At 71.5% G+C, this 25,707-nt stretch carries 26 protein-coding genes and 1 pseudogene; 16 read left to right on the top strand and 11 right to left on the bottom strand.

The genetic code is table 11. The annotated features are described in order from the left end of the window. Positions 1-16: 16 nt before the first annotated feature. Both ACZ61C_RS27030 and ACZ61C_RS27025 read left to right on the top strand, forming a co-directional pair. The gene (locus ACZ61C_RS27030) at positions 17-1,807 is read left to right on the top strand and encodes an ABC transporter ATP-binding protein (protein ID WP_465310612.1); all 1,791 of its coding nucleotides are present in this window, start codon (positions 17-19) and stop codon (positions 1,805-1,807) included. A gap of 9 nt (positions 1,808-1,816) precedes the next feature. Continuing rightward, positions 1,817-2,281: a MarR family winged helix-turn-helix transcriptional regulator gene (locus tag ACZ61C_RS27025; protein WP_465310611.1), complete on the top strand. Its 465-nt coding sequence runs from the start codon at positions 1,817-1,819 to the stop codon at positions 2,279-2,281. A 272-nt stretch (positions 2,282-2,553) separates the two neighbouring features. Here ACZ61C_RS27025 and ku read toward each other — a convergent pair whose 3' ends face one another. Both ku and ACZ61C_RS27015 read right to left on the bottom strand, forming a co-directional pair. Beyond that, positions 2,554-3,426, bottom strand: coding sequence for a non-homologous end joining protein Ku (gene ku / locus ACZ61C_RS27020; protein ID WP_465310610.1), 873 nt, complete (start codon positions 3,424-3,426; stop codon positions 2,554-2,556). A 51-nt stretch (positions 3,427-3,477) separates the two neighbouring features. After that, complete coding sequence (locus ACZ61C_RS27015; protein WP_465310609.1) at positions 3,478-3,846, bottom strand: hypothetical protein; 369 nt, start codon at positions 3,844-3,846, stop codon at positions 3,478-3,480. 121 nt (positions 3,847-3,967) lie between these two features. Here ACZ61C_RS27015 and ACZ61C_RS27010 point away from each other — a divergent pair, with 121 nt between their 5' ends. The 6 genes from ACZ61C_RS27010 to ACZ61C_RS26985 all read left to right on the top strand — a co-directional run bounded on the left by ACZ61C_RS27010 (position 3,968) and on the right by ACZ61C_RS26985 (position 9,662). Next, entirely contained in the window at positions 3,968-4,555 is a 588-nt protein-coding gene (locus tag ACZ61C_RS27010; protein WP_465310608.1) for a TetR/AcrR family transcriptional regulator, read from the top strand. Positions 4,556-4,577: 22 nt separating this feature from the next. Next, complete coding sequence (locus ACZ61C_RS27005) at positions 4,578-5,339, top strand: glucose 1-dehydrogenase (RefSeq protein ID WP_465310607.1); 762 nt, start codon at positions 4,578-4,580, stop codon at positions 5,337-5,339. Between the two features lie 362 nt (positions 5,340-5,701). Beyond that, complete coding sequence (locus ACZ61C_RS27000) at positions 5,702-7,006, top strand: GGDEF domain-containing protein (protein WP_465310606.1); 1,305 nt, start codon at positions 5,702-5,704, stop codon at positions 7,004-7,006. A 70-nt stretch (positions 7,007-7,076) separates the two neighbouring features. Then, positions 7,077-7,679 (top strand): TetR/AcrR family transcriptional regulator, encoded by a 603-nt coding sequence (locus ACZ61C_RS26995; RefSeq protein ID WP_465310605.1) that lies wholly within the window; start codon positions 7,077-7,079, stop codon positions 7,677-7,679. Further along, positions 7,676-8,338 (top strand): VC0807 family protein, encoded by a 663-nt coding sequence (locus ACZ61C_RS26990; protein ID WP_465310604.1) that lies wholly within the window; start codon positions 7,676-7,678, stop codon positions 8,336-8,338. Before ACZ61C_RS26995 ends, ACZ61C_RS26990 begins: the two co-directional genes overlap by 4 nt. Further along, the gene (locus ACZ61C_RS26985; protein WP_465310603.1) at positions 8,331-9,662 is read left to right on the top strand and encodes an FAD-dependent oxidoreductase; all 1,332 of its coding nucleotides are present in this window, start codon (positions 8,331-8,333) and stop codon (positions 9,660-9,662) included. Before ACZ61C_RS26990 ends, ACZ61C_RS26985 begins: the two co-directional genes overlap by 8 nt. Before the next feature lie 34 nt (positions 9,663-9,696). On the opposite strand, the gene ACZ61C_RS26980 is transcribed toward ACZ61C_RS26985, so the two are convergent. The 3 genes from ACZ61C_RS26980 to ACZ61C_RS26970 are packed head-to-tail and all read right to left on the bottom strand — an operon-like array spanning position 9,697 to position 13,745. After that, positions 9,697-12,012: a [protein-PII] uridylyltransferase gene (locus ACZ61C_RS26980; protein WP_465310602.1), complete on the bottom strand. Its 2,316-nt coding sequence runs from the start codon at positions 12,010-12,012 to the stop codon at positions 9,697-9,699. Between the two features lie 9 nt (positions 12,013-12,021). Next, on the bottom strand, positions 12,022-12,360 hold the full coding sequence (locus ACZ61C_RS26975; RefSeq protein WP_093952295.1) for a P-II family nitrogen regulator: 339 nt from the start codon (positions 12,358-12,360) through the stop codon (positions 12,022-12,024). Then, entirely contained in the window at positions 12,357-13,745 is a 1,389-nt protein-coding gene (locus ACZ61C_RS26970; RefSeq protein ID WP_465310601.1) for an ammonium transporter, read from the bottom strand. The genes ACZ61C_RS26975 and ACZ61C_RS26970 overlap by 4 nt, the downstream gene beginning before the upstream one ends. Positions 13,746-13,918: 173 nt before the next feature. On the opposite strand from ACZ61C_RS26970, the gene ACZ61C_RS26965 reads away from it, so the two are divergent. Continuing rightward, on the top strand, positions 13,919-14,770 hold the full coding sequence (locus ACZ61C_RS26965) for a putative RNA methyltransferase (protein WP_465310600.1): 852 nt from the start codon (positions 13,919-13,921) through the stop codon (positions 14,768-14,770). Between the two features lie 268 nt (positions 14,771-15,038). Beyond that, positions 15,039-15,650, top strand: a complete 612-nt coding sequence (locus ACZ61C_RS26960; RefSeq protein ID WP_465310741.1) for a (2Fe-2S)-binding protein — start codon at positions 15,039-15,041, stop codon at positions 15,648-15,650. A gap of 7 nt (positions 15,651-15,657) precedes the next feature. On the opposite strand, the gene ACZ61C_RS26955 is transcribed toward ACZ61C_RS26960, so the two are convergent. The 4 genes from ACZ61C_RS26955 to ACZ61C_RS26940 form a co-directional block, all read right to left on the bottom strand. Further along, positions 15,658-16,515 carry a sigma-70 family RNA polymerase sigma factor gene (locus tag ACZ61C_RS26955; protein WP_465310599.1) on the bottom strand — a complete coding sequence of 286 codons (858 nt, stop codon included), beginning with the start codon at positions 16,513-16,515 and terminating at the stop codon, positions 15,658-15,660. Between the two features lie 119 nt (positions 16,516-16,634). After that, a complete protein-coding gene (locus ACZ61C_RS26950) occupies positions 16,635-17,072 on the bottom strand; it encodes a VOC family protein (RefSeq protein ID WP_465310598.1) in 438 nt (145 codons plus the stop codon). Then, on the bottom strand, positions 17,069-18,367 hold the full coding sequence (locus ACZ61C_RS26945; RefSeq protein WP_465310597.1) for a serine hydrolase: 1,299 nt from the start codon (positions 18,365-18,367) through the stop codon (positions 17,069-17,071). The genes ACZ61C_RS26950 and ACZ61C_RS26945 overlap by 4 nt, the downstream gene beginning before the upstream one ends. A 41-nt stretch (positions 18,368-18,408) precedes the next feature. Beyond that, a complete protein-coding gene (locus ACZ61C_RS26940) occupies positions 18,409-18,939 on the bottom strand; it encodes a DUF3887 domain-containing protein (RefSeq protein WP_465310596.1) in 531 nt (176 codons plus the stop codon). A 278-nt stretch (positions 18,940-19,217) separates the two neighbouring features. On the opposite strand from ACZ61C_RS26940, the gene ACZ61C_RS26935 reads away from it, so the two are divergent. From ACZ61C_RS26935 to ACZ61C_RS26920, 4 genes are read left to right on the top strand one after another with little or no spacing between them, the layout of a single operon-like run. Continuing rightward, positions 19,218-20,504, top strand: coding sequence for an O-acetylhomoserine aminocarboxypropyltransferase/cysteine synthase family protein (locus ACZ61C_RS26935; RefSeq protein WP_465310595.1), 1,287 nt, complete (start codon positions 19,218-19,220; stop codon positions 20,502-20,504). Next, positions 20,501-20,977, top strand: coding sequence for a CoA-binding protein (locus ACZ61C_RS26930; protein ID WP_465310594.1), 477 nt, complete (start codon positions 20,501-20,503; stop codon positions 20,975-20,977). Before ACZ61C_RS26935 ends, ACZ61C_RS26930 begins: the two co-directional genes overlap by 4 nt. A 35-nt stretch (positions 20,978-21,012) precedes the next feature. Beyond that, on the top strand, positions 21,013-21,768 hold the full coding sequence (locus ACZ61C_RS26925) for an MBL fold metallo-hydrolase (RefSeq protein ID WP_465310593.1): 756 nt from the start codon (positions 21,013-21,015) through the stop codon (positions 21,766-21,768). A 25-nt stretch (positions 21,769-21,793) separates the two neighbouring features. After that, positions 21,794-21,967, top strand: a complete 174-nt coding sequence (locus ACZ61C_RS26920) for a hypothetical protein (protein ID WP_465310592.1) — start codon at positions 21,794-21,796, stop codon at positions 21,965-21,967. A 443-nt stretch (positions 21,968-22,410) separates the two neighbouring features. Here ACZ61C_RS26920 and alc read toward each other — a convergent pair whose 3' ends face one another. Beyond that, the gene (gene alc / locus ACZ61C_RS26915) at positions 22,411-23,442 is read right to left on the bottom strand and encodes an allantoicase (RefSeq protein WP_465310591.1); all 1,032 of its coding nucleotides are present in this window, start codon (positions 23,440-23,442) and stop codon (positions 22,411-22,413) included. A gap of 1 nt (position 23,443) precedes the next feature. Then, a complete protein-coding gene (gene allB / locus ACZ61C_RS26910; protein WP_465310590.1) occupies positions 23,444-24,772 on the bottom strand; it encodes an allantoinase AllB in 1,329 nt (442 codons plus the stop codon). 129 nt (positions 24,773-24,901) lie between these two features. Here allB and ACZ61C_RS26905 point away from each other — a divergent pair. Both ACZ61C_RS26905 and ACZ61C_RS26900 read left to right on the top strand, forming a co-directional pair. Further along, a pseudogene (locus tag ACZ61C_RS26905) lies at positions 24,902-25,138 on the top strand (helix-turn-helix domain-containing protein); the annotation flags it as partial. 141 nt (positions 25,139-25,279) lie between these two features. Then, positions 25,280-25,636: a helix-turn-helix domain-containing protein gene (locus ACZ61C_RS26900; protein WP_465310740.1), complete on the top strand. Its 357-nt coding sequence runs from the start codon at positions 25,280-25,282 to the stop codon at positions 25,634-25,636. Positions 25,637-25,707 lie beyond the last annotated feature (71 nt).

The raw sequence follows: 25,707 nt of genomic DNA, 5'->3' as shown, positions 1-25,707 counted from the left end.
AAGTAAACATACGTGTATGACTTCCGCGACCAGACCCCGGCCGTCGCTCGCCGAACCGGCCGTCGACACCGACGAGCCGGTCCCCCTCCGGCGGATCGCCGGGCTGTTCCACGCGCACCGCGGGCCCCTGGCCGCGCTGTTCTCGCTGATCGTGCTGCAGGCCGGGCTCGGCGTCGTGTCGCCGTTCCTCCTGCGCGAGATCCTCGACACCGCCCTGCCGCACCGCGACACGCTCCTGATCAGCCTGCTGGCCGCCGGGATGATCGTCTGTGCGGTCGGCAGCGGCTCCCTCGGCGTGGCCACCACCGGCCTGTCCAACACGATCGGGCAACGGGTGATGAACGAGCTGCGCGTGTCGGTCTACGGCCACCTGCAGCGGATGTCCCTCGGCTTCTTCACGCGGACGAAGAGCGGCGAAGTGCTCTCGCGGGTGTTCAACGACATCGGCGGTGTCGACAACGTCATCACCACGACCGCCGGGTCGATGGTGCAGAACGCGACCACGACCATCGCGATCACCGTGGCCCTCGTCGCCCTCGACTGGCAGCTCGCGCTGCTGTCGCTGGTCGTCGTGCCGCTGTTCCTGCTGTTCACGCTGCGGCTGGGCAAGCGGCGGCGGAACCTGGCCCGCGGCCGGACCCGCCGGATGGCCCGGCTGACGACGATGGTCGAGGAGTCCCTGTCGGTCACCGGCGTGCTGCTCGCGAAGACGATGGGCAACGAGCGGGCGATGCGCGACCGCTTCGGCGCGGAGTCGCGGGAGATCGCGACGCTGGAGCGGGCGGCCGCGCTGGCCGGGCGCTGGCAGACCGCGTCGCGGGCGATGAGCCTGACGGTGATCCCGGCGCTGGTCTACTGGATCGCCGGGCTGGCGCTCGCCGGCGGCGCGTCGCCGATCTCGCTCGGCACCGTCGTGGCGTTCACCAGCATGCTCAACCGGCTGGTCGCGCCGGCCAGCGCGATGCAGACGATCGGGCAGAACGTGGCGACGTCGAAGGCGCTGTTCGGCCGCATCTTCGAGGTCCTCGACCTGCCGGTGGAGATCTCCGACAAGCCGGACGCGGGCCGCCTGGAGGTGCGCCGCGGCGAAGTCGCGATGCGCGGGGTGTCGTTCCGCTACGACGAATCCGGGCCGCTGACGCTGGCGGACATCGACCTGGACGTCCCAGCCGGGACGACAACCGCGCTCGTCGGCTCGACCGGCTCGGGCAAGACGACGCTCGCGTACCTGGTGGCGCGGCTGTACGAGGTGAGCGACGGGTCCGTGACGATCGACGGCACCGACGTCCGCGACGTGACGCTCGCTTCGCTGGCCGCCGGGGTCGGGATGGTGTCGCAGGAGACGTACCTCTTCCACGACACCGTCCGCGAGAACCTGCGCTTCGCGAAGCCGGACGCGACCGACGACGAGGTCGAGGCGGCCGCGAAAGCCGCGCACATCCACGACACCCTCGCCGGGCTGCCTGAGGGGTACGACACCGTGGTCGGCCAGCGCGGCTACCGCTTCTCCGGCGGCGAGAAGCAGCGGATGGCGATCGCCCGGATCCTGCTGCGCAACCCGCCGGTGCTGATCCTCGACGAGGCGACCAGCGCGCTCGACACCCGCACCGAACGCTCGGTGCAGGCCGAGCTGGACCGCCTGGCCGCGGGCCGCACGACGCTGACGATCGCGCACCGGCTGTCCACTGTGGAGCACGCGGACCAGATCGTGGTGCTGCACGAGGGCCGGATCGCCGAACGCGGAACGCACGAAGAGCTGCTAGCGCGCGACGGGCGTTATGCCCGGCTGGTCAGGGGAACCGCCTAATCTGGGCCCATGCAGCCCGAACCCGACGTCGCCTCGCCCGTCAGCGCGGACCCCGAGCTGGCCGACCTGGCGTGGCGGGTCCGCGAGGGCGTCGGGCGGCTGAACTGGCGGATGCGCGCCGAGCGCGACCCGAACGGCCCCGGCCCGGCGGTGCTGGCGGTGCTGAGCCGGCTCTACCGGGCGGGCACGCACACGCCGACCGAGCTGGCCGAGGCGGAACGGCTGCAGCCGCAGTCGCTGACCCGGATCCTCGCCTGGGTGACCGAACGCGAGCTCGTCACGCGCACGACCGACCCGGCGGACGGCCGCCGGTCGCTGATCAGCATCACCCCGGACGGCCTGACGGTGTTGCGGCAGTACAGCATCCAGCGCGAACGCTGGCTGGCGGCGGCTTTGGAGTCGACACTCTCGCCGACCGAACGGCAGCTGCTGAAACTGGCGTCGGAGCTGCTGATGCGCGTCGCGGACGCCTGAAGACCGCCGCGGAGACCCCTCGATCCCTCCGCGGCGGCCTTCAAGACACCCCCTGGCTCACACCGCCTCCCCGCGGTGTGAACGCGGGTCCCGAAACGGGCCGCTCCTCCGTCGGCCCGCCCCGGAACCCCGGTGCCCGGACGGCTCACCTCCCCAGGGGCCGTCCGAACCCCCTCGCCGGCGATCCGGTATCCGCCGGCAGGACAAAGTTTGCCGCGCCGGGCGGCCTGCCAGCAGTGGGAGAACCCTCAATTACCCGTGGGTAGTAATACTCAAGACGTCTTCGTGCGACTACGTGACGCCGCGCGCTTCGCCGTCGTACGCGCCTTCGCCGCCCTCGAAGCGGCGGCCTTGGCCTTCGCGACGGCCGCGTTGCGCACGTCTTCCGCTTCGGACGCGCTCGCCTGCAGCGCCGCCAGGAGGCGCGTGACGCCTTCGTCCTGCTCCGCAGCCGTGGGCTGGACGACCTCGGCGCCGTCGATCTTCGAGCGGATCAACGCCTGAAGCGCCTCGCGGTAACGGTCGGGCACACGCGTGGGGTCGAACTCGCCGGTCAGCTCCTCGACGAGGTTCACCGCGCGGCGCAGCTCACCGGGCCGGATGTCGACGTCGGCGTGCCGGAACGGGAAGTCGGGCACGCGCACCTCGTCGGGCCACAGCATCGTCTCGAGCACGATCACCTGGTCGCGCACGCGCAGCGCGCCCAGCGTCTCGCGGCGGCGCAGCGCGACGGTGACCAGCGCGATCCGGCCGGACTGCTGGAGCGCCTCGCTGAAGAGCACGTACGGCTTGGTGCCGGCCGGCTCGGGCTCGAGGTAGTAGCTCTTCGCGAACCAGATCGGGTCGACGTCGGAGAGCGGGGCGAACCCGCGGATGGCGATCGTACGACCGGGCATCGGCAGCGACGCGAGCTCGTGGTCCGACAGCAGCACGACGTCGCCACCGGGCACGGGATAACCGCGGACCATCTCCGCGGGCGGCACCTCTTCGCCGTCGACCTCGCAGACGCGCTTCACGCGCACGCGGCCGCCGTCGGCTTCGTGGACCTGGTGGAGCGGGATCTCGTGTTCCTCGGTCGCGCTGTACGCCTTCACCGGAACGGCGTAGTCCCCGAACCCGATCGTGCCCGTCCACACCGCTCGCATGCGACACCTCCGCAGCGCCCAGGCTAGGCGGACGGCCTCGCGCGTCCACACCTACAAACGGGTGTCAGGCGCGACGGATTCGCTCACACATTCGAACGACGGCGTGACCTCGTCGAGCGCTTCGGCCGAACAGCGGGCCGCGATGGCCGCCGCGCGGAGCACTTCGGTGACCACCTCGACGTCCAGCGGCGGGGCCGCGGCGAGCACGTCGCCGCCGCCTTCGACCCGGGCGGCGAGACCGGCGAGCGCGTGCGAGAGGGCTTCCTGGCCGGCCACCAGCTGCGCGACGACGTCGACGAGCTCGGTGGTGGTGGCGCCCGGGCCGCCGGCACGCAGGCCCGCGGCGAGGTCTTCGGCGCAGGAACGCAGGTGGGTGGCGACGACCGTGGGTGGCAGCGTCAGCCGCGGCAGGTCCTGCATCACGCACCCCCTCCGGCCGGTCCGAGCAGCCATAGTGCCACCGCACGCCGTGTCATCGGACTCGACACACCGCCGTCCACTTATTTGACCGAGCGTTCTCGATAAGGCTAGAGTTTTGATCATGTCCCGGGTGAAGGAGTTCGACGTCGGCGAAGCGTGCGATGCCGCGCTGGCGCTCTTCCGGCGTCAGGGGTACGAGGCGACGTCGGTCAGCGACCTCGTCACGCACCTCGGCGTCGCCAAGGCGAGCCTGTACGCGACCTTCGGCACGAAGCACGACTTGTACGTGACGGCGTTGAAGCGCTACGCCGACCAGACCGACGCGCGGGTCATGGCGGACCTCTCGCAGCCGGGCCCCGGGGTGCCCGCGGTGCGCCGGCTCCTGGCGGGCTACGTCGCGGACATCCTGGGGGAAGCCGGGCCGATCGGCTGTTTTGTCGTCAACGCGGCGATCGAGCTGCTCCCCCGCGACCCCGAAGTCGCCCGCGTCGTGGAACGCAGCTGGGACACCCTCGAGGTCGCCCTCACCATGGCGCTCGAACGCGCCAAGGCGCAGGACGAGCTTCCCGGCGGCAGCGACCCGGCGACCCTCGCCCGGTTCCTGCTCACCGTCCTCCAGGGCCTGCGTGTCCTGGGCAAGGGCGCCGACGCCGCGAGCCGGCTGAACGCGGCCGTCTCCCAGGCGATGCGTCTCCTCATTCAAGACTGATCGGACCAGAAAGAAGGCAGACATGGCGGCACGGTTCGCGGACAAGATCGTCCTGGTGACCGGCGGCAGCTCGGGCATCGGGCGAGCGACGGCGCGGGCGTTCGCCGCCGAGGGCGCGACGGCGGTCGTGGCGGGGCGCGACGAGCAGCGGCTCGCGTCGGCGGTGAAGGAGATCGAAGCCGCCGGCGGCACGGCGAGCGCGGTCGTCGTGGACGTCACCGACTCCGCCGACGTCGCGCGGATGGTCGAGACGGTCGTCGCGCGGCACGGCGGCCTGGACGTCGCGTTCAACAACGCGGGCATCCTCGGGGCGCCGGCCCCGGTGGCCGACCTCGGCGAGGACGGCTTCGCCGCGGTGATGGCCACGAACGTCACCGGCACCTGGCTGTCGATGAAGCACGAGATCGCCTACATGCGGGCGCACGGCGGCGGCGCGATCGTCAACATGGCGTCGAACATCGGCGCGCACGGCCGGCTGCCGAACATGGCGGCCTACGCCGCGTCGAAGGCCGCGGTGAGCGCGCTGACCCGGACCGCGGCCCGCGACCACATCGCCGAGGGCGTCCGCGTCAACGCCGTCAGCCCCGGCGCCACGGACACGGAGATGTCGCGGCGCCCGGGCGAGACCGACGCCGATCGTGCTGCGCGGCTCGCTGCCGCGATTCCGCTGGGCCGGGTGGGCGCCACCGCCGAAGTGGCCGCCGCGGTGCTGTGGCTGGCTTCGGCGGAGGCCGCGTTCACCGTCGGGCACGACCTGGTGGTCGACGGCGGCGCGACCGCGTAGGCGGCCCACCCGGGCCGCGGGGTTTCAGGACTCACGGTTGCGCATGGTGACGATCCCCTCTCCGGCTGGAAACGGACGGTGTGCGACGGGGTTCAGGACTCGCGGTTGCGCACGACAGCTCTCCTCTCGCGCGTGGTGACGGGCGGGCGGCGGTGTGCTCAGGACTCGCGGTTGCGCATGACGGCCTCCCTCACTGGTCCGGTGCGGAAAATCGGACGTCGGGGCCTCAGGACTCGCGGTTGCGCATGGCGGCGGCCTCCCTTCACTGCTCCGATCGTGTGGCAATCGTCGATCGCGGCCGCCCGGTGTGGTGGGGTGGACGCGGATCGTCGGATCACCAGGGGAGTTGCACCGCCTTGAGTATGGACGGCGCCCGTCCGGCCGAGCCCCGAGCGGGCCGGATCCGAGGGGTGCCCCGTCCTGCGCGCTGGACGCTCTGGCGGCAGCGGCCGACCTTGGTCTTCTACTGCTTCCTCGTCGAGTCGGTGGCCCTCGTGGCCACCGTCTGGACCGCCGTCGTGGTGCCGGTGGACGCCTGGGACCTGGTGGTCTTCGGGGTGCTCGCCGCGCTCGGCGTCCTGCAGGCGGAGCTGGGCCGGCAGATCGAGCGCGTCCGGCGGCTGGTGTCCGACACCCCGCACATCAACCTGACGTCGGTCTGGACGTTCGCGGGCGTGCTGCTCCTGCCGCCCGCGCTCGGCACCGCGCTGGTCGCCGTCCTGTATGTGCACCTGGCGACGCGCAGCCTCGCGCGGATCAAGCGCGTGCCGCCGTTCCGGACGACGCTGAACGCGACGCTGGTCGTCGTCACCTGCTACGCGGCCGAGCTGGTCCTGAGCCGCCTCGGCGTCCCGGACATGTACACGGCGCTGACGTCGGGCTGGCGCGGCGTCACGGCCATCACGCTCGCCGCGGTCGCGTACTTCCTGGTTTCGGCGATCACGATCGTCCCGGCGCTGACGATCACGAAGCGCTCGGTGAAGGCGTTCTTCGGCGGTCTCGGCGACAACCTCCTCGAGGTCGCGACGCTCTGCCTGGGCCTGCTCACGGCGTTGACGCTGGCGACGCTGCCCGCGCTCGCCGTCGCGATCGTGCCGCCGCTGCTGGTGCTGCACCGGGCGGTGCTGATCAAGCAGCTGGAGATCGCGGCGACGACCGACGAGAAGACCGGCCTGTTCAACACGACCGGCTGGCACCTGCTGGCCTCGCGTGAGCTGGCCCGGGCGCAGCGCAGCTCCCGCAGCACGTTCGGCGTGCTGATGATCGACCTCGACCACTTCAAGCTGATCAACGACGCGCACGGCCACCTGGCCGGCGACACGGTGCTGCGCGCCGTCGCGGCGTCGATCAAGAGCGCGGTCCGCGACTACGACTCGGTCGGCCGCTTCGGCGGCGAGGAGTTCGTGGTCCTGCTCCCGGACATCGGCCCGGCGGCGGTACTGGCGGTCGCCGAGCGCATCCGGTCGGCGATCGAGTCCCTGCAGGTCGAGTACGAGGACGGCAGCCACGTCCGCGTCATCGCCTCACTGTCGGCGTCCATCGGCGTGGCGACCTACCCCGACGGCGGCACGGCCGTCGAGCGGCTCCTCCAGGCCGCCGACAAGGCGCTGTACCGAGCCAAGGACGCGGGCCGCAACCAGGTCGTCGACGGCACCGCGACCGCCTGACCCACTCCCCCCTTTCCCGGCGCTGACCAGGTGACTTGTCATTTTTGCTCGACTGAGCTAAATTTTGCTCATGCGAGCAAGAACGTTCACCGAGTCCGGCCGGCGGGCCCAGATCGTGCGGGCGGCGATCGAAGTGATCGCCGAGGCCGGCTACGCGAAGGCGTCGTTCAGCCGGATCGCGAAGCAGGCGGGCCTGTCGAGCACCGGCATGATCAGCTACCACTTCAAGGGCAAGGACGACCTGCTCGCGGCGTGCATCACCGAAATCGAAGAAATCACCGGCGCGTTCATGCAGCCGCGCATCGACGCCGCCGTCGGGCACGTCGCGCAGCTGCGGGCCTACGTCGAGTCGAACGTCGAGCTCGTCGGCGAGCACCCGGTCGAGGTCCGCGCGCTGATCGACCTGGTGAAGAACGCCGGCTCGCAGAGCGCGAGCGTCAACGGACGGCTCGCGCTGTTCGAAGAGCACTTCCGCACCGGGCGGGCGGCGGGCACGTTCGGCCCGCTCGACGCCCGGACCACGGCGCTCGCCTTCACCGCCGGCCTCGACGCCGTCGTCGCCACGGCGGCCGCGGCCGGCCTGGCACCCACCGAGCTCACGCGCATCGGCCGCGAGCTCGCCGACCTCTACGTGCGGGCGACCGCACCCGAATCCGCTGGGGGATCCGCATGATGATCGAAGCGAAGTCCGAGCCCGACGCCGGCTTGCGCCGGCTGGTCCGCGCCAACGTGCTGACCGTGGTGTTCGAAGTGCTGGTGCCGATGGCGCTGTTCTACGGCCTGCGCGCCGCCGGCGTGGACCAGTGGTGGGCGCTGATGGCCGGCGTCCTGGTCGCCGCGCCGTACGTGCTGTGGACGATCGTGCGCACCCGGAAGGTCGACCTCGTCGCGCTGGTGACGCTGAGCGTCCTGGTGCTGTCGGTGGTGCTGGGACTGCTCTCGGACGACCCGCGCACCCTGGTGATCCGCGAAGGCTGGACCGCGGCCCTGGGTGGCGTCTTCGGCGCGTGGATGCTGGTCTCGGTGTTCGTCGGCCGGCCGGCGCAGCTGACGCTGGGCCGCACGATCGCCGAGGTCAAGCGCGGCGCCGAAGGCGCGGACGCGTGGGTCGGCCGCTGGGAGACCGACGCCCGCTTCCGGCGCGGCCTGCGGATCAACACGGCCGCCTGGGGCGCGGTGCTGCTGGCCGGCGCGGTGCTGCACATCGTGCTCGTCTACACGCTGCCGATCGACCTCATCGCGCTGGTCACCAACGTGGCGTGGTTCGGCGCGCTGGCCCTCCTGATCGTCTGGCACCTCTGGTACCTCAAGAAGGAGAACCTCGATGCCTGACGTCCTGGTGGCGGGCGCCGGCCTGACCGGCCTGCTGACGGCGTTCGAACTTGAGCGCGCCGGACTCGACGTGCTGGTCCTGGAACGCGACACCGAACCCACCACGCAGTCGAAGGCGCTCGGCCTGCAGCCCCGGTCGGTCGAGGTGCTGGCCGACCGGGGCCTGCTCGCCGCGATCGAGCCGCACGTCCAGGCGAAGCTGCCCGCCGGGCACTTCTCCGGCGTCCCGATCGACTACACGGATCTGCCGACGCGCTTCCCGTACCAGCTCGGCGTCGAGCAGATCCACGTCGCGGCGGCGATCGAGGCGCGGCTGCGCACCCCGGTGCTGCGCGGTGCGGGCGTCACCGCTGTCGCACAGGACAGCAACGGCGTCACCGTCACTGCAGGGGGACGCACTCACCGCGCCGGGTGGCTCGTGGCGGCCGACGGCGGCCACAGCACGGTCCGGACGCTGCTGGGCGCCGCGTTCCCGGGCACCCCGGCCCGGATCTCGCTGGTCGTCGCCGACATCACGCTCGCCGCGAAACCCGCCGGCCTGGCCGAGGCCTGGTCACTGCCGGCCGGCTCGTCCGGCTACCTGCTCCCGCTGTCGGGCGGCCGCTACCGCACGATCGTCTTCGGCGAAGAGCAGCAACGGCTCGACCGCGGCACCCCGGTCACGGCCGACGAGCTGCAGCGGGCACTCACCGCAGCGCACGGTCCCGGGGTCGAGATCGGCGAAGTGCGGTGGGCGTCCCGGTTCGGCGACGCGGCACGGCAGCTGGAGCGCTACCGCCACGGCCGGGTGCTGTTCGCGGGCGACGCCGCGCACATCCACCTCCCGGTCGGCGGCCAGGGGCTCAACCTGGGCCTGCAGGACGCGGTGAACCTCGGCTGGAAGCTGGCGGCGGAGATCCGCGGGCACGGCCTGCTCGACAGCTACCACGCCGAACGGCATCCCGTCGCCGCGCGGGTGCTGCTCAGCACTCGCGCGCAGGCGGTGCTGGGCGTGCCCGATCCCGATGCCGCGGCGGTGCGGGAGATCGTGACCGGGTTGATCGCCGTGCCGGAAGCGCGGCGGGCGGTCGCGATGGAGGTCTCGGGCCTCGGGCTGACCTACCCGGGTGTCCTCGGCCGGGCCGAGGTCCCGGCCGCGCCGGACGGCCGGGCCGTGCTGGTGGGCGCGGCGCTCCCCGAGGGGTGGGGCGACCGGGTCGAGACCCGGCACGGTGCTGGTCCCCAGCTCGTCCGGCCCGATGGGTACGTGGTCTGGAACGGCGGGCCCGGCTTGGAAAACGCGCTGACGAAGTGGTTCGGTGAACCCGCGGTCGCCCTGGTGTGACCTTGCCTGAGCGGTCCGCCCAGGCAAGGCCCGATCAGGAAGCCGCGGCCAAAACTGCCTGCTCGACCTCGCGGCGCCAGCCCGGCTCGATGCGGCCGCTGCGGGGCGTCACCGCGAACGAGTCCACCACCGCGCCGCCCAGCGTCGCGACCTTGGCCCAGCGCACCTCGGCGTTGCAGCGCCGCAGAGCGCCCGCCACCCGGAACAGCAGGCCGATCCGGTCGGCGGCGCGCAGTTCGAGGACCACCGTGTCCGGGCCACTCGTCTCGTCGTCGAACCAGAGGACCTTCGGCGCGACCGTGGCCGCGTCGGGCGAGCCGTAGTCACGCTCCTTCGCCGCGAGACGCTGGGTAAGCGGCAGCGTGCCGGCGACCGCGCGGGCGAACTGCTCGCGCAGCAGCGTCACCTCCGGCAGCGAGCCGAACTTCGGGGACGCCGTGAAGACCCCGGCGCGGCCACCGTCGTGCCCGCGCAGGACCGCCGAATGCACCTCCAGGGAGTTCAGCGCCAGCACGCCGGCCGCGGGGGCCAGGAGCTCCGCGCGCGCCGGCACGGCCAGCAGCACCGTGACGACCTTGCCGTGTGAGCTGATCCGGATCTCGCCGTTGCCCGACGCCACGGCCTGCGCGACGAGCTCGCGTTGTTCGGCGTCCATCGGCTCCGGCGCGGTGAACCCCTTGCCGCGCAACACTTCTTCGCACCCGGTGACGAGCTCGGCGAGCAGCCGCGCCTTCCAGTCCGTCCAGACGCCGGGACCGGTGGCCAGCGAGTCGGCCTGGGTGAGCGCGTGCAGCAGCTCGACCAGGACGAGATCGCTGTCCAGGGTCTTCACCACGCGCGCCACCGTCGCCGGCTCGCTGATGTCGCGGCGGGTCGCGGTGTGCGGGAGCAGGAGGTGGTGGCGGACCATCGCCGACACCGTCGCGGCGTCGGCCGGGTCGAGGCCGAGCCGGGTCGCGACCTGGGCGGAGATCTTGGCGCCGAGCTCCGAGTGGTCGGCGTCGCGGCCCTTGCCGATGTCGTGCAGCAGCGCGCCGATCAGCAGCAGGTCGGGCCGGGAGACCGTGGTGGTCAGCTTGGCCGCCTCGACGCAGGTGCGCACGAGGTGCCGGTCGACCGTCCACTGGTGCACCGGCGAGCGCGGCGGCAGGTCGCGGACCGCGCCCCACTCGGGGAACAGCCGGGACCAGAGCCCGGTCCGGTCGAGCGACTCGACGGCGTCGACCAGGCCCTCCCCCGCGCCCAGCAGCTCCACCAGGGCGTTCAACGCCTCGGCCGGCCACGGCGCCCGCAGCTCCGGAGCCGACTCCGCCAGCGCCTTGAGCGTGCCGAGCGCGATCGGCTTGCCCGTGCGCGCCGACGCGGCGGCGACCCGCAGCAGCAGCGCCGGGTCCTTCGCCGGGACGGCGTCGCGGGCGAGCGCGACCTCGTTCCCGTGCAGCACCACGTTTTCGGCGAGCGGTGTGCGGGAAGGCCGCCGTCCGAACCGCGACTTCGGTGGCTCCACAGTGGACCGCAACGCGACGTCCAGCGCGTACGCGATCGTGCGTCCGGCGCCGGAAAGCTTGCGGGCCAACGTGAAGCGGTCGCCGAAGCCGAGCTCGGCGGCCACCAGCTCGGCCTCCGGCGCGGACAGGACGTCCCGTTCGCGCCGGATCTCGCGACGCAGCTCGGTGCGGACGTCGAGCAGGAGCTCCTTGGCCTGGAGGAGCTCCTCGCCCGGGCGGGCGGTGAGCTGCGCCGCCGCCAGGGCTTCCAGGACGGCGAAGTCGCGCAGGCCACCCCGGCCGTGCTTGAGATCGGGCTCCGCGGACTGCGCGATCTCGCCGCTGCGGGTCCAGCGCTGCCGCACCGACGCCGTCAGATCGGGGATCTGCTTGCGCGCGGTGCGGCGCCACTGGTCACGTGCCGCCGAAACCAGGCGGCCGGCCAGCTCGGCATCCCCGGCGAGGTGCCGGGCGTCGAGCAGGCCCATGGCCACCCGCAGGTCTTCCGAAGCGACCTTCAGCGCTTCACCGGGCGTGCGGACCGAATGGTCGAGCCCGACTTTCGCGTCCCACAAGGGATACCAGAGCGCGTCCGCGATCTCGCCGACCCTGCTGTTGCCGTTGTGCACCAGCAGCAGGTCGAGATCGGAGAACGGCACCAGCTCCCGGCGGCCGAGCCCGCCCACGGCGACCAGCGCGACACCCGGTTCCGCGGTGTCGACGCCGGCCGCCGAGGCTCCCCTGCCCAGCCAGAACTCGTAGAGGTCGACCAGGGCCGCCCGCAGTGCGGACGCCCCCAGCCTCCCGTGCCTGCCCTCGAGCAGTCGCTCGGTGGCCTTGACCAGTTCGCCCCCGTCGGCCATCCCGGACGCCTATAGCGCGTCCGTGCCGCGCTCGCCGGTTCGTACCCGGATGACCGTCTCGACCGGCGTCACCCACAGCTTGCCGTCACCGATCTTGCCGGTGTGCGCGGCCGTGGTGATGGCGTCGAGCACCTTCTCCACGTTGGTGTCGTCGGTGACGACCTCGATCTTCAGCTTGGCCACGAAGTCGACCGAGTACTCCGCACCGCGGTAGACCTCGGTGTGGCCCTTCTGACGGCCGTAACCCTGGACTTCGCTCACCGTCATGCCCAGCACGCCCAGCTGCTCCAGCGCGGAGCGGACGTCGTCGAGCGTGAACGGCTTCACAATCGCCGTGATGAGCTTCATGCCTTGCTCTCCTCGAGTTTCGCGTGCGAGGTGGCGGTCTTGACCGGGATGGTCGTCGGCTGGCCGAGGCCACCGCCCGACCCGGTGAAGTCGTACGCGCTCTCCGCGTGCTGGGCCTCGTCGATGCCGCTGACCTCGTCCTCGGTGCTGACGCGGAAGCCGCCCGCCTTCTTGATCACGAAGCCGATGATGAACGACAACACGAAGGAGTACAGCAGCACCGCACCGGCCGCGAGCGCCTGACGGCCCAGCTGGGTGAACCCGCCGCCGTAGAAGAGGCCGTCGGCGCCGAGGGAGTTGACGCTGGTGGTGCCGAAGAAACCGATCAGCAGCGTGCCGACGATGCCGCCGACCAGGTGGACACCCACGACGTCGAGCGAGTCGTCGAAGCCGAACTTGTACTTGAGCGAGATGGCCAGCGCGCAGAGGACACCGGCGATCAGGCCGATCGCGATGGCCCCGATCGGGCTCACGAAACCACACGCCGGGGTGATGGCGACCAGGCCGGCGACCGCACCGGAGGCCGCGCCGAGCGTGGTCGGCTTGCCGAACTTCAGCTGCTCCACGATCAGCCAGCCGAGCACGGCGGCCGCCGTGGCGACGGTGGTGTTGGTGAACGCGACGGCGGCGAGGTCATTGGCGGCCAGCGCCGAACCGGCGTTGAAGCCGTACCAGCCGAACCACAGCAGGGACGCGCCGAGCAGCACGAACGGCACGTTGTGCGGGCGCCCGGTGTCCTTCGGCCAGCCGCGGCGCTTGCCGAGCACGATGGCCAGCGCCAGACCCGCGGCGCCGGCGTTGATGTGGACCGCGGTGCCACCGGCGAAGTCGAGTGCCTTGAGGTTGTTGGCGATCCAGCCGCCGACGGAGTTCTCGCCGACGAAGCCGTTGAAGGAGAACACCCAGTGAGCGACCGGGAAGTACACGACCGTCACCCAGATGACGACGAACAGCGTCCAGCCCCAGAACTTCGCGCGGTCGGCGATGGCGCCGGAGATCAGCGCGGGCGTGATGATCGCGAACATCAGCTGGAACATCACAAAAGCGAGGATCGGCAGGCCGTCCGAGCCGGGCCAGGCGACGGCCGGGCTCGTGTCGGTGGCGGCGGTCGCGAAGCCGGCCAGCTTGCCGAAGGTGTTTTCGAGGCCGGCGAAGTGGAAGTTACCGAGCAGCCCGCCGAAAGCGTCGTCGCCGAAGGACATCGTGAACCCGTAGAGGGCCCACAGCACCCCCACGACCGCCAGTGCGATGAAGTTCATCATCAGCATGTTCAGGACGCTCTTCGCACGGACCATACCGCCGTAGAAGAAGGCCAATCCCGGTGTCATGAGCATGACCAGCGCGGCGCTGGCCAATACCCACGCGGTGTCTCCTGCGTTCAGCACATCGTCCTCCCGTGCCCTGGGTTCATGCGAAGGCAGTTTTGGCGCGCGGTGTTTCACGGGGCGGCTCGCGAGGTTTCACCCGCGTGAACTGTCCACGCCCGGTTGTTACAGCCAGGTTTCCCGCCACCTGTGCTGGAGTGTCCGGTTGCGAAACGTCGTGGTCGAATATCCCCATGACCTCAGCCGGCCACGGGAATGACCCACTGCCACCCCGGGTCGTCGACGCGTTGCGATGTTCGGTGTGCGCCACCCCGATCGGGGCAGTCGAACGCACGCTGCGTTGCGACAACGGCCACTCGTTCGATCTAGCGCGCCAGGGTTACGTGAACCTGTTGCACGCGCGAATCCCGGCCGGAACGGCGGACACGGCGCCGATGGTCGCGGCCCGCGCGGACTTCCTGGCATCGGGCGCGTACCGCCCCCTCGCGGACGCGCTGGCGCGCGTGTGCGCGGAGACCGACGGCCTGGTGATCGACGCGGGCGCCGGCACGGGCTACTACCTGGCCCACGTCCTGGAGGCGGCCCCGCTCGCGGCCGGTCTGGCCCTGGACGTCTCGGCGGTCGCCCTGCGCCGAGCGGCCCGCGCGCACGGCCGGCTGGGCGCGGCGGTGTGGAACCTCTGGGAGCCCTGGCCGGTGGGCGACGGGGTGGCGTCGGTGGTGCTGAACGTCTTCGCACCGCGCAACGGACCGGAGTTCCATCGCGTCTTGAGCCCCGGCGGCCTGCTGGTGGTCGCGGCCCCGGCCCCGGACCACCTCGGCGAGCTGGGCGACCTGGTGCTGGCCGTGGACGACCGCAAGCAGGAGCGCCTGGACGGCACCCTCGGCGAGTACTTCGCCCGCACGAGCCGCACCCCGGTCCGCCACACGACGGAGCTGACGGCCACCCAGGTCCGCCAGGCGGTGGAGATGGGCCCGACGGCCCACCACCTCGACCGCGACGGCCGCCGCGAGCGCCTCGACGCGCTGAGCGAGCCGCAGGTGGTGACGTTGTCGTTCACGGTGTCGACCTACCGCCGGTTGTGAGGGCGGTAGGTGGCGGTCTGGCAGGCTGGAGGTCGTGAAGCCCGACTGGACCGCGTCCGCAGCCCTGCTCGCGGACCCGGAGTGGGTCCGGGCCCGCATCGGCGGCGCGGCGAAGCTGTACGGCTGCGCGAGGCCGGAGGTGCTCGGGACGATCTGGTGGTACTCGCTTTCGTCGGTGCTGGTGGCGCCCGCGGTGGAAAGCCTGGTCGCGGCGGTGTCGGCGGGGCTGCTGAAGGTGCCCGCGGGTGGGGGCGGTTCGGCGGCCCCGATATCGGCCGGCCGGGCGGGGGTTGCCCCTGCAGGCAGGCCGGCCCCGGCTGACACCGGCGGTCCTTCCGCCAGAGCGGTCTCTTCCGCCGGAGCGGTCCCTTCCGCCGGAGCGGTCCCTTCCGGCTCGTCCACGGGCCAGGCTCTCGCCCCCTCCGCCCGCTCTGTCCTCGCCGATCCCTCCCTGGCCGCCATGGAGCTCGACCTCGTCGCCGACGGCCGGTTCCTCGGTGCCCGGTCGACCCGCCGCCTCTCCGGTGGCCTGGCCGAGCTGGGCGCCGCCTTCGCTGGAGCGCTTGGTGCCGCTATCAGCACGATCGCCGAGGTCAGCGGGGCTCGTGAACGCGCACTGGGCGCCATCACCACCGACTCGATCGGCAACCGGCTGCTCTGGACACCGGATCCGGAGCTGGCCATGACGCTGGCCGAGCCCCTGGTCGCCGCGATCGGGCTCGGCCTGCCGAAGCCGCGGTTCGTGCGCGTCGGACGCACGCCTGCCGTGCGCCGGGCGTCGTGTTGCCTGATCTACGAAGTCGGCAACCCCAAGTGCGTCAGCTGTCCGCGGCAAACGCCGTCCGAGCGCGAAGCACGCCTCCGCGCCGTTCTCGGCTGACCGGGCCTCAGTCGAGAACGGCCACCTCCAGCTCGCGCAGCCGCTCCGGGTCGGCGATGACTTCGATGCCGGTGATCCGGTCGCCGTCGACCTCGAACGACAGGACAACCGAGAGTTGTCCCTCGCGCACCAGCAGCAGGCCCGGCGAGCCGTCGACCAGGGCCAGTTCGCTGGCGCGGGCCCGTTCGGAAGCCAGCACCGCGCCCATGCGCACGCTCTCGACACCGCGCAGCACCACCGGCGCCGGGCTCGGGCCGACAAACCGGTCGGCGTGCAGCACCACGTCCGGGTCGAGCAGGGCGAGCAGCGCTTCGAAGTCACCTCCGCGCGACGCGGCCAGGAACGCTTCGACCACCTTCCGCCGCCGCGGCAGGTCCGCGTCCACCGCGGCGCCGCCCTTGACCCGGCGACGGGCCCGGCTCGCGAGCTGCCTGGTCGCGGCCGGCGTCTTGTCGATCACCGGCGCGATCTCGTCGAACGGCACGGCGAACATGTCGTGCAGCACAAACGCGACCCGTTCGGCCGGCCCCAGCGAGTCGAGCACGACCAGCAGCGCCAGCCCGACCGTGTCGGCCAGCTCCGCCTCCTGCTCCGGGTCCCGGCGCTCCTCGCCCGGCTCGGGCCGCCCCTCCAGCGGCTCCTCACGATGGTTTCGACGCGTGCGGAGCATCGACAAGCACACCCGCGCGATAACGGTCGTCAGCCACGCGCCGACGTTCTCGACCTCCCTCATGTCGGTGCGGTCGAACCGCAGCCAAGCCTCCTGGACGGCGTCGTCGGCCTCGCTCGCCGAACCGAGCATCCGGTAGGCGACCGCTCGCAGCCGCGGCCGCTCCTGCTCGAACCGCTCGGTCAGCTCGTCCACCGTGTCCTGTTCCTTTCGCCGGGGCTCTCAGCAGTAGACCCCGCGGCGCAGGCCGATGTGACACGAACGCACGACTCCACCCGTGATCTGGGTCATCGGACGAAGAACGACCCGACGGCTCAGAGCACGCAGAACTCGTTGCCCTCCGGATCCGCCATCATGATGTGGTCGGCACGGCCGTCGAGTTCGTACTCCTGCACGATCGTCGCGCCCGCCGCGGTGAGCCGGGCGACCGCTTCGACAACGCGCTCCCAGCGCGTGTCCCACGGGACCTCCCGGCCGCCACCGGCCTGAACGTCCAGGTGGACACGGTTCTTCACGACCTTGCCTTCGGGCACCTTCAGGAAGCTCAAGTTCGGCAGAACGCCCTCAGGGTCACTCAGATAGGCGCCGTCGTCCCATTCCGACTCGGGCACGTCGTGGTCGGCGAACCAGGCTTCCCAGCTCGCGAAGCCGGCGGGCGGTGGCCGCTCGATGTAGCCGAGGGCCACCGCCCAGAACCTTGCCAGCGCGCGAGGACCCGCGCAGTCGATCGTCAGGCTCCACCGCACCGTCACGGACGAAGCGTAGCCGCGAGAAGCGCGACTGCGCCCTTCGCGACGGCGATTCCTCGTGCCGCGACGTGACCTTCGTTCAACGGCGCCACCGGGTCCGACACCATGACGCTGGTGACGAACGACCGGCCGTCCGCGGAGCGGGCCAGGTAGTTCAAGGTCAGCACGCCGGGTTCGCTGCCGCCCTTGAACCAGACCTGCGGGAACTTCGCCCGGTCGAGCCCGAGCCCGCCGTCGTTCAGCGACAGCGCGTGCCCGATCTCCGGCTGGTTCTCCTTCTGCAGTCCGGAAAACGCACGGCAGATGTCGTCCGGGGACCCGAACCACTCGATGTCGTCGATCTTCTCCGGCGCCGGCCAGGCGGTGAGCCCGGTGAGCGGGAGCCGTTCCAGCCCGGCCACCGCCGCCGGACGTGCCCAGCGGGGCAACGCCAGGTAAGCATCGGCGCGAGCCGGGTACTGCGTGGCCTTGAGCTCGAACAGCGCCTTCGTGGTCAGGAACGGGATGTTCGCCGACGGCCGCTGGTTGCCGAACGCCACGACCTGCCGTTGCACCGCATCCCGGCCGAGCCGGTGGATCAGGTGGTCGGTGGCGGTGTTGTCGCTGATCGAGATCATCTTGTCGGCGTACTCCGACAGCGGGAGCTTCGTGCCCGCGGGCTGGTTCTGCAGCACCCCGGACGGCAGGCTCTTCCAGTCGTCGCGGATCGCCAGCTGCTCGGTCCAGGACGCCTTGTGCTCGGCGACCGCCTTGCCGAGCGCTCCCAGCACGTACAGCTTGAACGCCGAACCCAACGGCCGCTGCACGTTGTCACGCACGCCGTGCACGTCGCGGCAGCGCCCGTCCGGAAGGATCTCCGACGCGCCGAACGACACCCGGGCGCCGAGCGCCGCGAGCTGGGTGTCGATCTCCGGCCACGACGACGGCGCCGGGTCGTCCGGCGTCGCGCGGAGCCCGTCGATCAGCCCGGCCTGGTCCACGTGCAGGTCCAGCAGGTAGTCGTCCGCGGTGCCGTGGACCGCGGCCTCGACGTGGTCCGGTGCTTCGCTGACGACCCGTTTCACTTCGAGGCGGCCGAATCCGGTGAACGCGGCGTTGACGCCCGCCGTGCCGCCGGCCGCGGTCAGCAGGACCTCGGCGACGTGCTGCCGCACCTCGGCATCGGCCACCGGGACGCGCCCGGTCGCGTCGACCACCCATGCGAGCTGCTGGCCCGCCGTCGGCACCTCCGCGGCGCCGGCGGCCGGAGCCACCAGCGGCGCCAGTAGCGCGACCACACCCACTATCGCCGTTTTCATGACTCCCCCTTGCGGTTTCATGGTTCCCCCTTGGTTGTCCGCTATTCCTCGGGCGGCCGGATCCACAACCCGGCCACCTGACCGTCCTCGCGGTAGGTCACCAGCACGGTCCGCTCGCCGGCCTCGAAAGCCAGCGGCAGGTGGACGATGGTGTAGTCGCCCGTGCTCCGCGCATACGCCTCCCCCATCCGCTCGTACTGACCGACCGCTCCGGCCACCTGCGCCCAGGCGAGCCGCAGCTCGTCTTCGCCGACCGCCGCACGCATGCGGTCGTCGAAGTCCCGGCGCACTTCGTGCCACTGGCAGCCGACGAGCTCCGCCACCAGCCCTTCGGCGCGGCGCACCGCGTCGGGCAGCTTCAGTTCCGCCATGGATGCTCCTGTCGCCGGGTCGACCGGCCGGCCGAACCGCTGGAAAGCGGCCTGCCGGCTGGTGCCGAGCAGGTCGCCGATCTCTTGCCACGTGTGCCCGGCCGTCCGGGCCGCGTCCACCGCGTCGCGCAACGTCGCCTCCGCGTCGCGGACCTTCCGCAACGCTTCGCCGACCGTGGCCAGCGGTTCGTGCTTCGGCACAGTGTCAAGGATGTATTGACGCGGCGGGCGTGTCAAGTCAGACTTTACGTGTTCGCGTTGCCGGCGGGCGGCGCTCCGGCACGTGGCATCACAATACTGGCGATTTCGCCCAGATCCCTGGCGAGGTGGCAGTGGCTTGCCACAGGCGGCGCATTTCATGCTTTCGAGTGTAGCGCACGGAATGCCAAAGCGTGCTAGCGTTGGCGGCACGAAACAACCTCGCCCACCTCGTGGAAGGCGTGGCGATCCGAAGGGGAGGACGGTTACGGTGAGAACCGATGAGTGAACGCACCTGGGGCTTCCGCACCCGCGCACTGCACGCGGGCGGAACTCCCGATCCGGCGACGGGCGCCCGCGCCGTGCCGATCTACCAGACGACGAGCTTCGTCTTCGAAGACGCGGCCGACGCGGCGAACCTGTTCGCCCTGCAGAAGTACGGGAACGTCTACAGCCGCATCGGCAATCCGACCGTGGCCGCGTTCGAGGAGCGGATCGCCAGTCTCGAAGGCGCCATCGGCGGGGTCGCCACCGCGAGCGGGCAGGCCGCGGAGTTCCTCACCTTCAGCGCGCTCACCGAGGCGGGCGACCACATCGTGTCCGCGAGCGGTCTCTACGGCGGCACGGTCACCCAGCTCACCGGCACGCTCCGGCGCTTCGGTGTGGAGACGACGTTCGTGAGCGGCGGCATCACCGACTACGCGGCGGCGATCACGGACCGGACCCGGCTGCTCTACACCGAGGTGATCGGCAACCCGGGCGGCGGCATCGCCGACCTCGCGGCGCTGGCGGACCTGGCGCACTCCCACGACATCCCGCTGGTCGTCGACGCGACACTGGCGACGCCGTACCTGTGCCGGCCGATCGAACACGGCGCGGACATCGTGCTGCACTCGGCGACGAAGTTCCTCGGCGGCCACGGGACGACGCTCGGCGGCATCGTCGCCGAATCCGGGAAGTTCGACTGGGGCAACGGGAAGTTCCCGCGGATGACCGAGACCGTCGAGAGTTACGGCGGACTCCGGTACTGGGAGAACTTCGGCGAGTACGCGTTCTGCACCCGGCTGCGCGCCGAGCAGCTGCGCGACATCGGCGCCGTGCTTTCGCCCCACTCGGCTTTCCTTTTGCTGCAAGGCGTCGAGACGCTTCCGCAGCGGATGGACGCCCACGTCGCCAACGCCCGAGCCGTCGCCGAGTACCTCGAAGCGGATCCCCGGGTGGCGTGGGTTTCGTACGCCGGACTGCCCTCGCACCAGCACCACGACCTGGCGAAGAAGTACCTGCCGGCTGGGCCGGGCGCGGTGTTCTCGTTCGGCATCACCGGCGGGCGCGCCGCGGGTGAGAAGTTCGTCGAATCGGTGGAGCTGCTATCCCACCTGGCGAACGTCGGGGACGCGCGCACCCTCGTCATCCACCCGGGGTCGACAACACACGCGCAGCTGTCGGAGGAACAGCTGGCCGCGGCCGGGGTCGGGCCCGACCTCATCCGGTTGTCGATCGGGCTCGAAGACGTCGAGGACATCCTCTGGGACCTCGACCAGGCGCTGGGGAAGGCGGTGGCCGGATGACCCATGCGGTCGGAGCGGTCGAGCGGCGCGCGATCCTGAACCGGACCAAGTCGGTGACTCTGGTGGGCGCGTCCGCCAATCCGGCGCGGCCCAGTTACTTCGTCGCCACCTATCTGCTTTCGTCGACGCGCTACGAGGTCAACTTCGTCAACCCGCGGCTGGACACCCTGTTCGGGAAGCCGGTGTACGCCTCTCTCAAGGACGTGCCGGGTGAGCCGGACCTGGTCAGCGTGTTCCGAAAGCACGACGACCTGCCCCAGGTGGCCGACGAGGTGATCGACGCCGGCGCGCGGACGCTGTGGCTGCAACTCGGGCTGTGGCACGAGCCGGTGGCCGACCGGGCCCGGGAGGCCGGGCTGGACGTCGTGATGAACCGGTGCGTGAAGATCGAGCACGCGCGGTTCGCAGGCGGGCTGCACCTGGCCGGGTTCAACACCGGCGTGATCAGTTCACGGAGGCAGTCGGCACCCTAGGGAAGGGAACGTCCGCTCCCGCTGTTGGCCCCGATATGACCGAGAAACTCGGGATCACTTTGTCCGGTGGTCCGACCGCACTGCTGGAGCTGGGCGGTGTCCGGCTGCTCACCGACCCGACGTTCGACCCGCCGGGTGACCATCCCATCGGCGAGCGGGTGCTGGTCAAGACCGAGGAGTCGGTGCTGACCGAGGAGGCCGTCGGCGTGGTGGATGCCGTGCTGCTGTCCCATGACCAGCACCCCGACAACCTCGACGACCGGGGTCGCGCGTACCTGGCGACGGTGCCGTTGACGCTGATCACGCCCAGCGGGGCCAGCCGGCTGGGTGGGACCGCCCGCGGCCTCGCGGCCTGGGAGGAGGCACAGGTCGGGCCGCTCACGGTCACGGCCGTCCCGGCGCTGCACGGGCCGGAAGGCGCCGAGCGCGTCAGCGGGGAGGTCACCGGGTTCGTGCTGAGCGGCGACGGGCTGCCCACGGTCTACGTGAGCGGGGACAACGCGTCGGTCGGGCTGGTGCGGGAGATCGCGTCGCGGTTCCGCGTCGACATCGCGGTGCTCTTCGCCGGTGGCGCTCGCACCAAGCTCTTCGACGGGGCTCCGCTGACTTTGACCAGCGAGAACGCCGTCGAGGCGGCGAAGGTGCTCGGGTCGGCGAAGATCGTCCCGCTGCACTTCCGGGGCTGGCAGCACTTCCACGAGGGTCCGGACGTGCTGCGGAAGGAGTTCGAGGCGGCCGGGCTGGCCGAGCGGCTCGTGCTGCTCGAACCCGGGGAGCGCGCGGAGGTCTGACGCGGGCGCGTGAGAGGCTGGCGGCATGGCCAAACCGACCCCGCTGCAGTTCCGGAACATCCTCGTCGCCGTCTTGGCGGCGGCGGGCTTCGTCTGGAGCATCGTGGCCGGGCTGCCGTGGTGGGTGAGCGCGGTCGTCGGCTGTGCATGCGTGCTGTCGCTGGCCTCGGCTTACCTCAACCGTCCCGACGCGGGCTGACCGCAAGCCGGCACAGGCCGACCGCGAGCCGCCACCGGGCCGACCATGGGCTGCCACCGGGCTGACCATGGGTTGGCGTTGGGCTGGCCGCGGACCGACACCGAGCCGACCGTGGCCTGGCACCGGACTGGCCGCAAGCCGACCATGGCCGACTCGGCTGACCGCGAGCCGGCACGGGCCGACCACGGGCTGCCACCAAGTCGACCACGGACCGACACCGAGCCGACCATGGGCTGGCAGCGGACTGGCCGCGAGCCGACCAGGGTCGACGCGGGCTGATCGCGAGCCGGCACGGGCCGACCATGATCTGCCACCGGGCCGACCGTGAGCCGACACCGGACCGACCACGGGCCGGCCGCAAGTCGACCGAGGACCGACGTCAGGCCGACCTTGGGCCGCCGGGAGACCGGCGGCCCGCGCAGGTCAGCGCAGGTCGGTGCTGCTCAGCGAGTCTTGGCGAACCGGGCCTTCAGGTTGGTGCGCCCCGCTTCGGTGAGGCGGCCGAACAGGCGCAGCCTTGCTAGGCCGCCGTCCGGGTAGATGTCGAGGCGGGCCTCCGTGATCTCCGGGCCGTCCTTCAGGGCGAACCGGTGGCGGGTGTCCGGCTGCAAGCGGGTCTTCGGCAGCAGGTCGACCCACTCGCCGTACGTGTCGCGGCCGCTGACCGAGGCCCAGCCGGGCGCGTTGCCCTTGAGGTTGCTCGTGTCCAGCTCGGCGAACCGGACGATGCCGGCGCCGGCCAGGCGGAGGGTCACCCAGTCGTTGCCGTCGTCGCGGCGGCGGGCCGTCTCCCAGCCTTCGGCCTGGTGCGCGGCCAGGCCGGGCGAAAGCATGTTGTTCGGCGACGAGTAGAACCTGTTGCTGCAGCCGGTGACCAGGGCGCCGTTCTCCAGGGCCGCCAGGTCGAGCGCGTCCACGTCGAGCAGGTCCGGGTCCGGGATCGGGGCTCCATGCACACGCAGGCGGGCGACACCGCCGTCCGGGTGCTGGGTCAGCCTCACGTGCGTGTACCGGCGCGAGCCGTTCACCGCGTAGAAGTTCTCCGTGTGTCCCGAAGCCGGGGCGCGGTCGACCAGGACGTCCCAGTCCGCCGACGTCAGCTCCGCCGCGCTCGGGTATCCCGGCACCGACGCGGCCTCGACGGACACGAACGGCGGGTAGTTGCCCTTGAAAAACGCCGTGTCGACCACCACGCCGGTGACCGTGCCCGCCAGGCCGAGGCGCAGGATCGCCTGGTCGTCGCCCGGTTCGCGGTGGCGGCGGGTCTCCCAGCCGTCGTAGACCTGGCCCTTCGGGCCGAACGTCTCGGCGCGGTGCGCCGGCGTCCACGGGTTGACCAGGTTCTCCTTCTCGGCGAACAGCTCGTCGGTCGCCCACATCACCGTCCCGCCGAACCGGCGTGAGGCGAGGTCGGGCAGTTCCGTCCACTCAGGACGATCAGGGTGATCAGGACGATCGGGCAAAGCAGCCTCCATTTCAGCAGTCCCCCCGGGTCAGCAACGCGCCGCGCGGCTCGTCGCCGGTGATGGGTGTGCCCCGCAACCAGGTCGAGCGCACGACGCCGGCGAGCGGCCGCCGGTCGTACGCGCTGACCGGGTTGCGGTGCTTCAGTTTCGCGACGTCGACCACGAAAGCCTCGTCCGGCGCGAAGACGCAGAAGTCCGCGTCGTAGCCCACCGCGAGGTGGCCCTTGCGGCGCATCCCGGCCTGCGCGGCCGTGCGCTCGGCCATCCAGCGGACGACGTCGGTGAGCGCGAACCCGCGCTGCCGCGCCTGTGTCCAGATCGCCGGCAACCCCAGCTGCAGGCTGGAGATCCCGCCCCAGGCGAGGCCGAAGTCGCCGCTGTCGAAGCGTTTCAGCTCCGGCGTGCACGGCGAGTGGTCGCTGACGATCGTGTCGATCACGCCGTCGGCGAGCCCCTGCCAAAGCCGTTCGCGGTTGGCCGCCTCGCGGATCGGCGGGCAGCACTTGAACTGCGTCGCGCCGTCGCGGATCTCCTCGGCGACGAAGCTGAGGTAGTGCGGGCAGGTCTCCGCGGTCAGCGCCACTCCCTCGCTGCGCGCCGAAGCGACCAGCGGCAGAGCGTCCGAAGAGGACAGGTGCAGGATGTGGGCCCGGGCCGAGTTCCGGCGCGCCGCCTCGATCACGTGTGTGATCGCGAGGTTCTCCGCCTGCCGCGGCCGCGAATGCAGAAAGTCGACATAACGACCGCCGTGCGGCTCCGGGGCCGAGTCGATCTCGTGGGCGTCCTCGGCGTGGACGATCATCAGCGCGTCGAGGGAACTCAGCTCCCGCAACGCTTCGTCGAGGCCCGCCGGGTCGAGCGGTGGGAACTCGTCGACTCCCGAATGCAGCAGGAAGCACTTGAAGCCGAACACGCCGGCTTCGTGCAGGCCTCGCAGGTCCGACACGTTCCCCGGGATCGCGCCGCCCCAGAAGCCGACGTCGACGTGAACCCGGCCGGCCGCCGCCTTGCGCTTGACCTCCAGCGCCGCCACGTCGACGGTCGGGGGCAGGCTGTTGAGCGGCATGTCCACGATCGTGGTCACCCCGCCGGCGGCAGCCGCGCGGGTCGCCGTCTCGAAGCCCTCCCACTCGGCGCGGCCGGGATCGTTGACGTGGACGTGCGTGTCGACGAGTCCCGGCAGCAGCACGACGTCTTCGCCGAGCTCGAGCACCCGGTCGCCGGTCAGCGAAGCGCCGCCGGGTTCGACCGCGACGATCCGGCCGCCGTCGACGCCGAGGGTCGCCGGAACCTCACCCTCGGCCGTCACGGCCCGGGCTGCGCGCACCACAAGATCCATCCGAAAACCCTTCTCCGGGAGGATTGACCACCGCCGATTTCACAGTACGGAAAGACGGTTTCGCACAACGACAGTAACCACGGCGCGCGCCGCTCGTCAACGACGGACGCGGCGCGTTACGGTCAAGCCGTGCGGCTTGAAGCGGAGTTCACGAGCGAACCGTTCCACGGCGAGGGTTCGCCGCCCGAGCACGCGCTCGCCGCGCGGGACGCCGCCGCGGAAGCGGGACTGGAGACCGACTTCGGCCCGCTCGGGACGCTCGCCCGAGGCGAGGCGAAGGCGCTGCTCGACGCCATCCCGGCCATCACGAAGGCGGCGTTCGAGGGCGGCGCGACCCAGGTGACACTGCAGGTGCGCCACGCAGGCTCAGGCCAGGCCGACGCCGCCGAACCGGCCGGCACGGCAACGCCGGGAACCGCGAGCGAACCGCGGGACACGGGGAAAACCGGCACGCCCGGAACCGGCAGCAACCAGCAGGACGCGAGGAAACCCGGCGCACCCGAAACCATCAGCGCACCGCGGGACACGAGGACGACCGGCACGCCGGGAACCGCGAGCGAACCGCAGGACACGAGCAAAGCCAGCGCGGCTGAAACCGTCGGCGCACCGCAGGACACGAGCACAGCCGGCGCACCCGAAACCGTCGTCGAGCTGCACGACGCGCTCGCCCGGCTGATCGCCGACGTCGAACGCGAACTCGGCGCGAAACTCGGCGACCTCGACCGGACCGGCAAGCAGCGGGCCGTCCGGCTACTGCGGGAACGTGGGGCCTTCGGCCTGCGGAAATCCGTCTCCTCGGTGGCCGACGCGCTGGGGGTCACGCGGTTCACCGTCTACAACTACCTCAACCGGGAAGCCGACTGACCTGGGCTTTCAACAAAATGTTGACGGAACTCCGGCGTCAACGTACGGTCAGCGGGACGCCACTCACGAGG

The organism is Amycolatopsis sp. NPDC104587, assembly GCF_055583645.1.
Note: the sequence above shows the minus strand (reverse complement) of the source record. Positions and strands in the feature narration are given on the sequence as shown.

Bases quoted from the DNA above. Each gene is read 5' to 3' on its own strand.
- ACZ61C_RS27030 (WP_465310612.1), top strand. From the start codon at position 17: ATGACTTCCGCGACCAGACCCCGGCCGTCGCTCGCCGAACCGGCCGTC.
- ACZ61C_RS27025 (WP_465310611.1), top strand. From the start codon at position 1,817: ATGCAGCCCGAACCCGACGTCGCCTCGCCCGTCAGCGCGGACCCCGAG.
- ku (WP_465310610.1), bottom strand. From the start codon at position 3,426: ATGCGAGCGGTGTGGACGGGCACGATCGGGTTCGGGGACTACGCCGTT.
- ACZ61C_RS27015 (WP_465310609.1), bottom strand. From the start codon at position 3,846: ATGCAGGACCTGCCGCGGCTGACGCTGCCACCCACGGTCGTCGCCACC.
- ACZ61C_RS27010 (WP_465310608.1), top strand. From the start codon at position 3,968: ATGTCCCGGGTGAAGGAGTTCGACGTCGGCGAAGCGTGCGATGCCGCG.
- ACZ61C_RS27005 (WP_465310607.1), top strand. From the start codon at position 4,578: ATGGCGGCACGGTTCGCGGACAAGATCGTCCTGGTGACCGGCGGCAGC.
- ACZ61C_RS27000 (WP_465310606.1), top strand. From the start codon at position 5,702: ATGGACGGCGCCCGTCCGGCCGAGCCCCGAGCGGGCCGGATCCGAGGG.
- ACZ61C_RS26995 (WP_465310605.1), top strand. From the start codon at position 7,077: ATGCGAGCAAGAACGTTCACCGAGTCCGGCCGGCGGGCCCAGATCGTG.
- ACZ61C_RS26990 (WP_465310604.1), top strand. From the start codon at position 7,676: ATGATGATCGAAGCGAAGTCCGAGCCCGACGCCGGCTTGCGCCGGCTG.
- ACZ61C_RS26985 (WP_465310603.1), top strand. From the start codon at position 8,331: ATGCCTGACGTCCTGGTGGCGGGCGCCGGCCTGACCGGCCTGCTGACG.
- ACZ61C_RS26980 (WP_465310602.1), bottom strand. From the start codon at position 12,012: ATGGCCGACGGGGGCGAACTGGTCAAGGCCACCGAGCGACTGCTCGAG.
- ACZ61C_RS26975 (WP_093952295.1), bottom strand. From the start codon at position 12,360: ATGAAGCTCATCACGGCGATTGTGAAGCCGTTCACGCTCGACGACGTC.
- ACZ61C_RS26965 (WP_465310600.1), top strand. From the start codon at position 13,919: ATGACCTCAGCCGGCCACGGGAATGACCCACTGCCACCCCGGGTCGTC.
- ACZ61C_RS26945 (WP_465310597.1), bottom strand. From the start codon at position 18,367: ATGAAAACGGCGATAGTGGGTGTGGTCGCGCTACTGGCGCCGCTGGTG.
- ACZ61C_RS26935 (WP_465310595.1), top strand. From the start codon at position 19,218: ATGAGTGAACGCACCTGGGGCTTCCGCACCCGCGCACTGCACGCGGGC.
- ACZ61C_RS26930 (WP_465310594.1), top strand. From the start codon at position 20,501: ATGACCCATGCGGTCGGAGCGGTCGAGCGGCGCGCGATCCTGAACCGG.
- ACZ61C_RS26925 (WP_465310593.1), top strand. From the start codon at position 21,013: ATGACCGAGAAACTCGGGATCACTTTGTCCGGTGGTCCGACCGCACTG.
- ACZ61C_RS26920 (WP_465310592.1), top strand. From the start codon at position 21,794: ATGGCCAAACCGACCCCGCTGCAGTTCCGGAACATCCTCGTCGCCGTC.
- alc (WP_465310591.1), bottom strand. From the start codon at position 23,442: ATGGAGGCTGCTTTGCCCGATCGTCCTGATCACCCTGATCGTCCTGAG.
- allB (WP_465310590.1), bottom strand. From the start codon at position 24,772: ATGGATCTTGTGGTGCGCGCAGCCCGGGCCGTGACGGCCGAGGGTGAG.